Source organism: Micromonospora sp. B11E3 (assembly GCF_039871625.1).
Classification (GTDB): Bacteria; Actinomycetota; Actinomycetes; order Mycobacteriales; family Micromonosporaceae; genus Micromonospora.
On sequence record NZ_JBDPMC010000043.1, the window covers coordinates 25081 to 39828 of the forward strand.

General features: G+C 72.2%; 1 pseudogene (only partly in view). It reads left to right on the forward strand.

Annotation, left to right across the window (positions count from 1 at the left end):
- Positions 1–14748: pseudogene (locus tag ABGB16_RS20980) on the forward strand (hypothetical protein) (its annotated part continues 15810 nt past the right edge of the window); the annotation flags it as partial.

Below are 14748 nucleotides of genomic sequence, written 5' to 3' on the forward strand. Positions count from 1 at the left end.
ATGGCCGCCGCCATTCCGACCGTTGAGCTCGATGAGAGCGCGATGCGGGTTTTGGAAGGCTTCACCGGGTTCAAGTTGTCCCGGACGAAGCTGCCGCTGTTGTGGCAGGACATCGGCACGGCCGAAGTGCTGGAGCATCGGGTGCGTACGGTGCTTGGTCCGTTGCTGGAGCAGACGATCAAGGCGGTCGGGGAGGCGGGGGAGGGCGAGGTCTTCGACCGGTTCGTGGCCCAGACCGCTCCGTTCGTGAAGAAGATGGCCGAGACGGCCGACCTGCTGCTCGCCGTGATCGAGGGGGAGAAGAAGTTCTTCCTCGAGACGGAGACCGGCAAGCGTACGGCGGTGGCCATGTTCAGTTTCATGATGGCCGAGTTCGCCGTCGCCGCCGCGATGTGGTTCTGGAATCCGGTGGGGGCGGCGGCACACGTCGCCCAGACACGGTCCATCATCCAGGCGATCCTGCGTTCGGCGTTGGTCCGCTCGGCGGCGAGCAGCACGGCGATGCAGATGTTGTTCATGCCGGGTTCTGCGCTGCTGGCCCAGGTGTCGATGATGACCGATGGTCTGCAGTCCGGGGTGAACTGGTCGGCGGTCGGTCAGCAGGCGGCGTTCGCGGGGGCGGTGGCGTTCCTCAGCACGGTGGCGGGGCCGGCGTTGGGTAAGGTCGCTGGCGCTGTCGCCGGCGCTGTCAGCAAGCTGGGCGTGTCGGATGCCACCAAGATTCTGTTGACCGATGTGCTGACGCGGCCCGTGCTGGAGACCGGCGGGGAGGTGATCTTCGGTATCGGCTCCGAGGGGATGGTGCTGGGGGACGTCACCCTCGATAATGTCGGTGCGGACGTTATTTCCGGGGCGCTGTCGGGGGCGGGGGGATCGGCCGCGAGCGCGCTCGGGTTCGTGTTGAGTCGCGCCGTGATGCAGCCCCGGGTGCAGGTGCCTCGTATCGACTTCACGCCGGACGGTAAGCCGGTCATGCCGGTGGCGTCGACACCGGTTGGTGGGGACACGTCCACGGGCTACCAGAGCGGGGTCGACGATCCGACGGCTGTGGGTGCCGGCACGCAGGCCGCGCCGCCCACCCTGCCGCCCACCCCGCCGCCGCTGCCGGCAGTGAACCTGCCCGCGCCGAAGCTGAACCTGCCCATGCCGAAGCTGGACCCGTCGGTGCCGTCGTGGTCGGTGGCGTCGTGGTCGATGCCGGCTGCGCCGGCGCCGCAGTGGGTTGTGGCAGCTGGTGCGCCGGTGGTCGAGCAGTGGCATCGGTTCCAGCAGGAACTTGCAGACCGCTACGGTGGGCTGCTGGCCGGGACCGGGCAGGCACGGCAGTTCCTGGCCGCGCTTGCCGTGCCGGTCGAGCAGGTGTTCACCGAGTGGGCCGAGGCCCGGCAGAACGACCCGGCCGTCCCCGGTTTCCTGTCTCAGGTCGGTCTGCCCGCCACCGCCCTCACCAGCCAGTTCCTGTTCGGTGTCCGGGACCAGGCGGTCGCCCGGATCACCGAAACGCTCGCCGGGACGGTCCCGGCGGGCGGGCAGGTCCCGGCGGCGGTACGTCCGGAGCGGCTTGTCGACGCGCTGCGGGCGGAGTTCGACCGGCAGGCGTTGCGCGCGATCGCGGACCTGGCCGCCCAACACCACGTCGACCAGTTCGCCGCCGGCCTACCGACAGGCCCCGGCCTACCGACGGGCCCCGGCACGCCGACAGGCCCCGGCACGCCGACAGGCACAGGCACGTCCTCGGCCGCTGGCACGCCGACAGGCGCTGGCGTGTCGGCAGGCGCCGGGGCGGCGGTGCCGTCCGCCGCCGCGATCGAGGCGGTCGAGAGCGCCGTGCGGGACCATGTGGCCCGGAGCCTCGTCCCGATCCTCGGCGCCACCCCACTACCCACCGCACCACTGACCGCGCTGCTCGCCGCGGCGGCCAGTCCCGGCGCCGCGCAGGTCAACGCCGTGGTGAACGTGGTCCGGCAGGTGGTCACCGACCTGCCCGCCCGTTTCACGGCCGCGGCCATTCCCGACACCACCGCAGCGCACACCATCGCGTCCCCGGCGGACACCCCGACAAACCGGCGTACCGACGCGCCGACAGTGCCGGTGACTCCCGAGCAGCACACCGCAGCCGCGAACAGCCAGGCAGAAAAGCAGTTCACCGACCTGGCCCAGAAGTACGGCGTCAAGCCGGCCAACGGCCCCATCGCCGAATCGTTCCAACAGGACTGGGTCCACGGATACCACCAGGTCCTCGCGCAGGCCGCCGGCAGCGCCACGCCCGCCACCCCCAACACGCCGGCTGTGCCCAGCACGCCCAGCACGCCCAGCACGCCGCCTGTGCCCAGCACGCCCAGCATGCCGGGCACTTCGGGTACGGCCAGCACGCCGGGCACCTCCGGCACGCCGGGCACGTCCGGCACGCCGGATACGGCCGGCGCCCGCAGTACGGTGCCCGGTGGCGCCGCCCCCCGCACCGACGGCACGCCGCACACCAGCGACAGGACGTCGGTCAATGACACGTCCGTCTCCGGCGACGACAGCATCTTCAGCCGCGATAACAGGCCCGACGACACCTTCACGGTCAGTGAGATGTCCGTCTCCGGCGACGACACCTTCACGGTCAGTGAGATGTCCGTCTCCGGCGACGACATCTTCAGCCGCGATAGCAGCTCCACCAACACCGTCACGTCCAGTGAGATCTCCGCACTGAACGAACCGATCAGTCGCGACCCGGCCAAGCCCGACATCGGGGACAGGGATCCGTTCAGTGACATGTCCTCGTCGGCCGACCCGGTCGGGCGCGGCGAGCCGGCCAGCACGGCAACGGAACCGGCGGCCGCGGCGACCGGGCCGGCCGTCACGGCGGCCGAGTCCGCGCAGCGGGTCGCCGACTGGATCGATCAGACACAGGTGGGCCCCGGCAGCAGCCGCGACCCGTGGTGGTGGTGCGTGCAGGCCACCCTCGACGCCTTCAGAGCCCAATACAAACGGCTCGGCAACCGGGCGGTATCCGACGACCGGATCCTCGGACCCGACGGCCGACTCGCACCCACCACGAGCTGGGAACAACTCCTGGACATCCTCGACGCGACACCCGAACGCGTCGCCCACCCCGACGGAGTCGCCCCACAGGACGTACTCGCCGCGCTCAGGGCGGCACCGGGCTCGATGGTCGTGGTCAGGATCGCGCCACCGAACGAGGAACAACACGTCTTCGCCCTCCACAGCGACCCACAACCATCCGGACCACCGACCATCAGGGTGCGCGACGGCCTGGTGCCCGGCGCCGAGGACCGACCCGAACCACCCGACCCGACCCGGGACCCGTGGCTGCGACACCTGTTCGCATCGAGCACCCGACTCGCCGCGTTCGACAGCACCGGACGACCCACCACCATCACCAACCTCCTGGCCGACCACACCACCGCACACCCGCAGCCGATCACCACGACCGGCACCGACCCCAGCGCCATCCTGCTCGCCTCCACCAGCACACCCCGCGGCCCGTCCCACGCCATGCAGGCGGAGCGCATTTTCCCCGAGCTTCCCCTGGTCCGGTTCGGCGTGCCCCGCGACGGTCTCGACCTGCTGTACGCGTTCATCGCCTCTGAACCAGCTCTGGTCCGCACCGCGCTGGGCACGCGGCTGCCCGCCGACCTGCAGGCGTTCCTGTCCGATCCGGTTAGGGTGCGGGCCGCTGTTGCCGAGTCGGTTCATACCGGGGTGCCGCAGGGGTCCGAGCTTGGTCGGGTCACCGAGTTGTTGCGGGACCACGTGTCGGGCTATCTGGAGGAGAACGCGGGTCGGTTGCCCGCGGACGTGACCGCGCAGCGGCTCGCCTTCCGGCCGCAACACGAGCGGGATGTGGCGGCGCTGAGCCCCGATCAGGTGCTGCGGCGCCTCGGTGACCTGATGGACGCCGGTCTCCTGGAGCCGGCGGCTGTCCGGGCACGTCTCGACGAGATACAGGCGAATCCGGCGGACGCCGGCCGTCACCTGTTCGAGGTGTTGACGGCGCTGAGCCCCGATCAGGTGCTGCGGCGCCTCGGTGACCTGATGGACGCCGGTCTCCTGGAGCCGGCGGCTGTCCGGGCACGTCTCGACGAGATACAGGCGAATCCGGCGGACGCCGGCCGTCACCTGTTCGAGGTGTTGATCGACCCCGATCGCCAGCTCGACTCCGGGGAACTGGCGGCGGTGAAGGCTGCCGTGAACGACTGGGCGAACCTGTCGGCCACCCCGGCCGGCCAGTTCCTGGCACCGCTGCTGGCCCACGCGACCGGTGCCGGGATGCAGATTTCCCAGGTCGCCCCGGACGGGGTGCGGCCGGCGGGCGGGTACGGCCCGGCCGGGGGCGCCCCGGTCAGTCTGGCCCGCGTGGCGGCCGACCCGGAGCGGCCGGGCGTCGACACCCACTTCGACGCGCTCGTGCCGGAAACCCCTGCGGCGGTTGAGCAGCCGGCCGTACTCCCGCAGCAGCTCGCCCCGCCCCCGCAACCGCCGGCACCGGCCGCCGACGACAGTCAGCAGCAGGTCGTCCCGCCGGCCGCGTCCCCGGACGCGCCGCTGGTCGTGATGGCCGAGGGGCTGCCGGAGAACCTGCGGCTCCAGCGCGCGGTGGGCGGCGTCCTGCTGCACGACGGGGATGCCGCGCCCGGCCCGATCAGCTCGCGGGTGTTGGCCCCGACCGGCCCGGGCCCGGCCATCCTGCTGCACTCCTCGGTGCTCGACCCGGGCAGCCTCGGTGCCGCGCTGGCCGGGCTGCGGGCGCAGGACGCCACCATGGCTGTCCTGCACTGGCCGCAGGACCAGCCGGTCAGCGTGGCCCGGGCGCTGGAGGTCACCGCGCAGGGGCTGGGGCCGCAGGCCATGTTGTCTGTGCCGCGGTCGGCGCTGCGGGACCGGCCGACGCCCAGCCCGCAGATCGTCCCGCTGGACGCCAACGGTGAGGTGACCTTCTTCAGCGGGCGGCCCGAGCGGTACCTGTTCCTGCCCGAGGTCGCCGGCGCACCGCCCCGGCCTGCCCCGTACGGGCTGACCGAGCAGTCGCCCGGCGTGTACGGGCTGGGTGACGGTTGGGTGGCCTGGGACGGCGGTAGCCACCTGTGGATCGGGCCGGCGACCGAACTTGACCGGGTACGGCGGTTGTTGCCGGACACCGGCGGCTGGCTGGCCGAGCCGGCGGTGTTCCTGGGCTGGGGCGGGACTCCGCTGCCTGCCGGGGTGCGCCACCGGGTGGGCCGGATCTTCGCGGGCATGCCGGCCGCGCCACCGGCGCACCTGATCACCTCCGGGGTGGGGCTGGACCGGCGTACTCTCGTCCCGTCGGAGGTGCCGGGCCTGCCCGACGGGGTCCAGTTGAGCCACATCCCGGGTGGGGTGCTCGCCCACACCGGTCCGCGGCCACCGGCCGGTGCCACGACACTGCACTGGTCCGATTTGGCCACCCCGGACCGGCCCCGGCTGGTGTTGGACGAGACCGTCAGCGACCCGGTCGCCGTCGTGGAGGCCGTGAGCCAGGCACTTCCCCGGGGCGCCGATCCGCTCCAGGTGTTCGTGGCGCCCCCGGCCGCCGGCGCCCCGGGCACGCCGCCCGATGCCGCCGCTGCGCAGGTGGCGGACCGGTTGCGGGAGCGGTTCGGCGGGCTGCTGGAGCTGGTCCTGCCGGTCTCCGTGGTGGGCCGGCAGCCGGCCGGTGCCGACGAGCTGATCCCGATCGACGCCCGGGGTCAGGAGACCTTCCCGGCCGCCGCGCACGCCTGGCGGGTGCCGCTGCGTTCGGTGTCACCCCGGCAGCCCGGGCCGCTGGGCCTGACCTCGTCCGACACGGGCGAATACCAGGTGTACCGGGGGTGGACGGTCCGGGAGCACCGGGGGGTCGTCCTGTTCGCTCAGAACGGCACCAGCCCGGACACACTGTCGCCCGCCGCCCTGGCGGCCCCCGCGACCGGGGTGGCGGTGGTGATCCAGTCCCGGGGCGGTCCCATCCCGCGCGAGGTGGCCGATGCGGCCACCCGGCTGCTGTCCGGTGTTCCCGAGGCCGACCGGCACGTCCGGGTTTTCGGCAACGACGCCAGCGTCGGCCCGCCCGCACCCGACGCCGACGGGTCGGGTGGGCAGGAGTGGACGCCGCCGGCCAACCCGGACCGGCGGGCGCTCGCGCTCGGCGATCCCAAGGCGGAATTGCCGGACCTCGACCGCATCGAGCAGGCGCTGCGCGCCGACGCGGCCCGGCGGGGCATCACGGTGCCGGCCAACGAATGGGAAATGCTGCACGAGCTGCTGCTCAACAACTACCGGAAGGTGGTCTCCGAGGACGGGTACCTGTTCACGTTGGGTGGCATGGAGGTGCGCGCCCGCCTGCGACCGGGCGGCCCGCGGCTCGTCCCGAACCCGGCCGGCTCGTTCGACTCCGAGACGCCCGGGTTGTCGCCGGATGGCACCGGGGGTGGGACGAGCGCCAGCGGCGACTTCCACGCCAACCAGTTCACCCAGGGTGTTTTCCAGACCGGTGCGCACAGCCAGGCGGACGGCGCCGACACCCGAGCCGTGCGGCTGCGCGGCGACTACAACGTCGACGTGCCGCTCGGCCCGACGACCCACTGGGGACTCGGCGGCAAGCTGACCCTCAACAAGGTCGGCCGGAGAACCAACTACCTGGTCGACGCGGAGAAGGGCCGGGTGCTGGACACCCGCGCGGACTCGACGTTCTACTTGTACGACGAGCCGGGGTGGTTGATCGAGACGCGCGGCGACGGGCAGCCGTGGCAGGCGCTGGACCTGCCGGAGCCGCCGGACGGTCAGAAGCCGGCCCCGCTGCTGGTGGCGATCCCCAACCACCTGCTGAAGACCGCTGGCGAGCAGGTGGTCGCCGACCTGCCAGACGACATGCGGGACAACCTGACCCGGTTGCCGGAACTCTTCTCCGCCAGCAACATCACCGGCCTGAACGAGCTGTACGACCACATCATCGCCGAGCTGCGCGCCGACGGCTTCGACATGTCCATCGACAGTCCGATGCGTAAGGATCTGCAGCGCAAGCTGTGGAACCTGGAAGTCCACCTCGACGTGGCGGTGAACAACCGGCGTACGCCGGAGGCGGACGGTGATGCCGGCGCGTCGACCCAGGGCTTCCAGTTCACCGTGCACGACCGTGGGTTCGCGGCCGCCAGCATCCGGGTGTACGCCCGCCGGGTCGGCGACTCACTGCAGGTGGGCGTTGGCGACGGTGACTCCACGCCGGTGGGCGATGCGGGCGTGCCGCTGGGCGAGGCCAGCGACAAGGCCCACATCGAGAAGGTACGTACCGGGATCGTGGGGCAGGGCGGCGAAGTCACCGTCCAGCAGTCCAGTGGGCTGTCGGTGGGTGGCGCGGCCGATCTGCCGTTGGCCAAGCGCTGGAACGATCCGCAGGTGTACAAGGAGAAGGCCAAGCTCGGTGTCTCCGCTCGCGCCGGGATGAGCTGGACCAGCAACGACAGTGGTGGCGTCACGCGGGCATCGCTGAACGTGGTGGTCGAGCGGTACAAGGGCGACACGGTCAGCCGGGAGACTCGGCTCAAGTTGCACGCCGAGGTGGCCACCTCGGCCCGGCCACAGGACGGGCACCGGCGGACGCCCGAGGTGGACGGGTCGGCGATGGTCCGGATGTCCGCGCCGGACGCCTTCGACCACGGGTTCAGCGTCGACGCGGTCGTCTTCCGCCCCGATCCCATCCCCGGGCTGGCGGATGGTGTCCCGGCCCCGGTCCCCGCCACGGGCGGGCGGCCGCAGCGGGTGCCGCACGACCAGTGGCGGCAGCGGCTGCGCAACACCGGCGTGCACCCGGAGGACACCGGCGGCAACCTGGTGCCCCGGCACGTTCTGGAGGGCAGTGGCAGCCTGGGCCAGTCCCTGCCGCAGGTCGACAACCGGGCGGTACAGCAGGTCCGGGCCGGTCTCATGCAGGTGCTGGCCGACGAGGGGTTCCTTCCCGCGGACGGGGACCGGCCGTGGGCGCATGCGGCGCAGAGCCGGCCGGCGACCCCGGATCCGGGTACGCCCCTCGAGGAGCAGTCGCTGCTAAGCAGGGCGATCGAGGGGGTGCGTAACGCCTACGGCGAGGTCGTCCACCCCGACACCGACGCCGCGATCGACAACCTGAACCTGTTCAACAAGATGGTGAGCGGCGACGGTCTGGAATCGCACTTCCCCTCGATCACCCAGGGCGGCTCTGCCGTCCCCGAGGCCCCGGCGGGCGAGTCAACCCCGGAGCGGCCAGCGGGGATGACCTTCACCCTGCACAGTTGGCGCAACGCGGTGATGAAAACCGCCGTGGTGACCATCCACGCCGTCCCCCGGATCACCGCGGACGTCGACGCGGACGGCAACTCGGTGCACTTCGAACGGCTCACCGACGAGTTGAGCGTGGTCACCCTCGCCATGTCGCTCGGCATCGCCGGCCAGGGCGCGAGCGGCAACCAGGGCTGGTCGGTGGAGGGCGGGCTGGGGCTCGCGATGCCGTCGGGCGTCGAGTGGCTTCGTTCCGTCGGACTCATCGGCGGGTCGGTGAGCCGCAACGTCGGCGCCTCCGAGCGGTTGACCCGCATCGTCAACCGCCCGAAGCTGACGGAGTACGCCGGCCGGGTGATGCTGTTCAACTTCCCGTACGACTTCTTCTGGACGGTCGAGATCAGCGACCGGGACGCCCCGATCACCTCGCCCGAGCCGGTCCGCGCCAACGTGCGCGCCGCGCTGCTGCGCCTCAACTCCGATCCGGCCACCTTCAGCGAGGTGGCCCCCGTCGACACCGAACCGTCGGTGCTCAACCGGGGCGACGTGTACTTCCTCGACACGCACGGGCTGCGCGCCGCGGTGCGCAACCAGTTGCCGCCGGACCTGACCCGGGCCGGCCAACCGATGGCCGGGCCGGTGGACGCCTTTGCCAACCCGATCGCCGCCGAGGCGAACTTCAAGGAGATCCTGGACGGCAATTACGGCATCACCACCCCGGTCAAGCCCGGTTTCGTGGCGACCACCGAGGCCGCGATGTCGATCGGCGTGTCCCACATCGAGGGGGCGCAGTTCGTCGGCGCCACCCCGGACCAGTACGTCACCGGCCAGATCGAGCTGTACCTGGCCGAGACCGGCAACGCCGCCAACCACTCGTTCGCCAAGGAGTTCAAGCTGCCCAACTTCGGCCTCGAACGCGAGTTCGGTCCGCTGAAGGTCAGCTTCGGCCCGTCGGCGGGCGTGAAGGTGAGCGAGAGCAGGACGGTCGAGTCCAAGCGCGTCGGCGGCCTGGAGATGCTCAAGCTGGCCTTCGGACGGGGGTACGCCTTCCTCGCGCCCTACGACATCAATGTCCGCGCCGGCCTCCACAAGCAGGTCGGGTTCGTCGTCAGCCGGGTCAGCGTGCCGCGCGGAGCCGACCTGCGGGGCCGCACGATGCTGTTCATCCTGCCGGAGGCGGAGGCCCTGGCGCAGTACGCGGCCGGAAAGCTGCCGATCAGCGATTCGCAGTTGCTCGACGCGATGGGCCGGTGGTCCCGCGGTGAACTGGTGCTCAGCGGCAACACCGTGGCCGGGCTGCTCAGCCGGTGGCGTGGCGAGCTGGACGGCCGCACCGTCGCCGGGGTGCCCGACCTCGGCGCGTACCTGGTCCAGCACCGGGTCCAGACGTGGGCGCTGACGCTCGCCGACCGGCATGTGGACCTGGCCCAGCGCGGCGCGGTGCTCGACCCGAGCCGCCGCGCGCAGTTCGCCGCCGACTTCGGGATCGTCCTGGACCCGAACGTCAACCCGTTCAGCGCGCTGACCATGCCGCCCTACCTGACCCGTACCGGTGACCGGATGCTGGGCCACGCGGGCGTCGACGAGGTGGCGCTGTTCACCGGGCCGGCTCCGGCCGACGGCGGGCCGCGCCCCACCACGACCATGCTGGACGCGGTCCGGACGCTGATGGACACCGTCAGGCCCGGGCTGCTCGGGGCCAGCCACGCCAACTGGCCGGAGGCGGGGACCAGCTGGGGCGTGCTGATGTTCTCCCCCGACGAGTCGGTGGTCGGCGCGCTGCCCGGCAGCCTCGAGTCGCTGCAGTCCACGCTGGCCGGGCAGCGCGCCAACATCGTGTTCGCCGACATGCTGAACCGGTACAACGGCGTGACGTTCTACTTCGTCTACCAGCTGGGCAAGATGGCTGCCCAGGTGTTCAAGTTGAAACTCTCGGCCATCCTGGACGGCCGGCCGCAGTACACCGACTGGGAAGACGCCTACGGCATCGAGAACTATGCGCACTTCAACGACGAAACCGGTGACATCCTTGCGGAAGCGCTGGGCTGGTTCTTCATGCCGGGTAAGATCGGCTTCCTGGCCGACGGCAGCCCGGTGGCCATCGCCGGGTCGCTGTCGTTCGCGCCGGGTGGGGCACGCGGCGTCAAGGCCGGCAGGAAGACCATCCGGGAACGGACCGCCTACGACTGGTCGGGGCACTACAGAGCCAGGGGCAAGGTCAAGATCTCCCTGGAGCTCAGCCGGTTGAACATGCACGGCTGGCAGCCGAGCTACCTGCTGAACCACATGATCACGGCCCTGAGCAGCGCGACGGACTGGGCGTTGCACCACGCGCCCGCCGGTTTCGCCGACTGGATCTCCCTCGCGCCGGTGGAGCCGGTGCAGACCCATCACTACGAGGCGCGGATCGACTTCAAGATCCCCCGGGGGCAGGCCGAGGCCACGCCGATGCCCCGGTCGCCGCGGCTGGACCTGCGCGCGCTGCCGAAGCTGGCCGGCGACGCCTACGTCTTCGGCCTGGCCGACGACCTCTACCCGGCCGCCCGGAAGCTCATGGCCGAGGTGCTCGGCTCGCACGCCAACGACCCGGCCTACCGGGGCAGCATGGCGCTGGACGGCCTGCTGTCCCGGCTCAGCGTCGACAACCTCCTGTCCGACGCGCTGCGCCCCTCCGGATTCCTGCTCGGCTCGCACCTGTTCGTCGGGGGCGAGTCCAACAACCGGGTGGCCATGCGGCTGTACGTCAAACTGCATGGTCTGAGGATCGTCAGCAGGCTCGGCAAGACCACCGGTACCGGCCGATACGACAAGTCCCTGAACATCACGTCGGCCAGCCAGTCGCGTAACCTGTGGCGGCCCAACCTCGACGTGGAGATGTCGCACGCCAACCCGCTCGGCGCGACGAACATCGGTGCGCAGGAGGACAAGACCGTCACCGGCAAAATCACCACCGGCGCGAACCGGACCGCGCCGGCCAGCCACACCGCCGCCTTCGACAACGTCTTGCGTACCGAGGACCACCTCAAGACGGTGGAGGGCGATACGTACCTGGTCGAGATCAGCACCTCATCCCGTCTCGCCGCGGTCCCGCATCGGCACAGTGCGTTCCACCGCGACGCCGGCCTGGCGCCGATCGGGCCGGAGCGGTTCGCGGCCGACGACGCCCGCAGCACCGGTTGGATAAGCGGCACGAGTTTCCACGAGATGCACGCCGGCGAGGTACACGACCTCCTGCGCGCGCTCTCCGAACCGCACGACTGGAAGGCGAACAATCCGGCCGGCTGGCCCGCGCCGGCGGCCGACGCGCCCACGATCGGCCTGGAGGGCCTGCTGCAACGGGCCACCCCGGCGGGCATGGCCGCCGCCCCGGTGGCCGGCCGTGTCATCGAGGCCGGCGACTTCGACCCCGACCAGGCGCCCCAGCACGCCGCCCTGCTGATCCGCGACCAGCTCGGCAACCACTACGACCCGGTCAGCCCGCTGCGGCTCACCGCCAGCGCCGCCGAGCAGGCCCGCCGCCGGTACGAGGTGGTGCTGGACTGGGCGGTGGGCCACCTCCAGGGGCTCAACCCCGCGCAGCAGGACGTCGCCAACCTCGCCGAGCTGACCGCCTGGAAGAACCAGGTCGGCAAACTCGCGGTCGGCGCCGCGCTGCTCGCCACCGACGTGCGACAGTTCAACGAGCGGATCCCTGAGATCGTCGACCGGGTACGGGCGGTGCAGCCGCCCGACTCCGCGCCGGTCACCCCACCGGAGGAGGTGGAGCTGCTCGCCCAGGACCCGCGCACCGTGGCCCGGGTGGTGGCGTCCGAGCTGAAGACCCACCTCGACCTGACCGTCACCGACGAACAGGGCGCGGCCAGCCGGTACCGGATCGACCCGCAGGGCTGGATCGTCGAGCTGCGGGAGGGCCAGGACGGTACGTTCGCCCCGGTCACGGCCGTCGAGGCGGTGGACGGGCTCCACCGAGACCTGAGGCTGCGGGCCGGCAGGGCCGGCATCGGCGGGGGGCGGCAGCGGGAGATCTACCGCGAGCTGCTGAAAGGTACCGCGGTGCAGATGGACGCCGCCGCGATGCTCGGCCCGGAGCTGGAGCGGCACATCCGGCAGGCGCGTGACAACGCCGACGACCGCGCCCGCGAGTGGATCACCGAGGGCCTGCCCGCCGGACCGGCGAACCCCATCGCGGCCCACGCCGCCCGGCACGACACCGACACCCCGCAGACGCGGGCCGGTCGGGCACGGCGGCTGCTGGCCCCCGCCCTGCCCCCGGGCTGGACCACCACCGGACCGCTGCCCGAGGTGCCGGACACGCTGCGGCCCGGTACCCGACTGTTGATCACCGGCCCCGAGGTTGCCTTCGCGGCGCGTTTCGACGCCGACGGCACCTACCGGCGCTACGATCCGATCGCCCTCGGGGCGGTCGAGCGGACCCTCACCGCCCAGGAGTTCCAGACCGAGGTGATCCTCGCCGCGCTCCCAACCCTCAGCGAAATCCCCGCGCCGAAGCCCGTCATCCTGGTCGAGCCCGACGTGCTGACGAGTTGGCTGCTGCACGACGGCGACTGGGCGGCGTCCCGGCAGTTCGCGGAAGCCAACCTCGAGGCGCTGCGCGCCGACCCGACCGCGGCGCGGCTGGCGCAGGACCAGCAGCAGGCCCGGCACCAGGCCCTGCTGGAGGCGATCCGTGCCGGACAACTGGCGGCCGCCTTCGACTACCTCGACGCGGCCGACGCGGCGGCCCGGCACCGCGTGCTCGCCGGCGCGGTGGCCGCGGTGGCACCGACCGACCCGAACGGCTCGACCGGCCCGATCGACCCGGCCGCGCCGGCCGGGCTGCGGGCGCTGGCGGATCTCGTCGACGCCGATCCGCGGGTGACCCAGCCCGGGCCGGAGCGGGAGGCCGTCTCCGACGCGGGCATCCTGCGGGCCGTGGCCGACATCCTCGACCCGGCCGTCGGACCACTGGACACCTTCCGGTCCATCGCCTCCGCCGCGGGGACCATCAGCCCCCAACAGAACTGGCCGGAACCCCTGCAAGACCTGGCCGACCGGCTACCCCCCACGGCAGGCCGCGACGACGTGGCGACGCTACGCGCCGCCCTCGACGTCAACAAGCGGATGCTGTACCACGGCGTCGCCAAGCTGCTCGGCAGCTCGGACGCCGGCCCGGTGGCCGCCGCGGTGACCTCGTCCGGGACGACCGCGACCGGCCTGGCCCACGCGTGGCGGGACGTCTCCACCCCCGCCGACCTGATCCCGGCGCTGCCCCCACCGGCCGGCGCCTGGGCCGGGACGCCGGACACCCGGCTGTCGGCAGACACCCCACTGCCGCCGGCCCACGTCGTGCACCACCCGATGCCCGCGGCATCCGCCTCCCTCGACCGGTGGCTCGCCATCGGCAACTGGCACGACTCCCGCGCCTTCCTCGACGATCACCGGGCGGACCTGCTCTCCGACCGGGCGCACAGCGAGCTTCAGATCCGCCGGGCGGGGCGGCCCCACGACGTGGATCTCGCCGCCCGGGACGCGCTGCTCACCCTGGCCCGCTACGGCCGCGTCGAGGACGGATACCGGTACCTGCTCGGCCCCACCCCACCGGCGCCGGTAGCGGCCGGGACCCCGGCCCCGACAACGCCCCCGGTGCCGGCTCCGATACCGGGGGCGCCGACCGGGCGGCAGGAGATGCTGACGAGCCTGCTGGCCCGGCCGGACCTGGCCGACCCAGCCGCCGTGTCGGCACTCGGTAACCTGGCCGCCACCCTGCCCGGCCCGGTCGACGCCGTGGACGCGGCGATCCTGCAGCTTACCGCCGACACGCTCGCCGGTTTGAGCGTCTCCGATGCCGCCGTCACCACGCTGGTGCAGGACGCGCGTCAGACCCTCTCGGCACCGCAGCGGCATCAGTGGGCCGAGACGATCCGCAACCTCGGTGCCAACGCCACCGGCGCCCGCGGGGCGGCACTGCGTCACCTCGCCGATCGGCTGTTCACCACGGCACCGGATCCCGATTCGACCCCGGACGCCCCGGACGCCACGACACGGCAGGCGACGCGGCAGCGCCTCCAGGAGGCCACCCAGGAACTTCAGCGCACCGTCGACGACCTCGGCCAGGCGCGCCGGAACGAACGCGACGCGCAGGGTGCCCGGGCCGCCGCGGCGGCGGCGCTCGACGCCGCCAGGAACGCCGTCACCGCCGCCGAAGGCGAACGCGCCCGGCTCGAGGAGAACATCGGCGACCTCAACCGTGCGATGCCGGGACTCGAAGCGGAGGTGACGCGACGAGAGGAGTTGGAGTCAGCGGCCCGGCAGACGGTCGACGACCTCGCCACCAGCCAGGACGAGCCACGGCTGGCCGCCGCCCAGGCAGAGCTTCTCCAGGCGCAGCGGGAACTGGACACGGCCCAGGCGGCGCTGGAGAAAGCCACCAGCGACCTCCGGGTCGCCGGGCAGGATCTCGACCGGGTCCGCTCGGAGCTGCCTGACCTG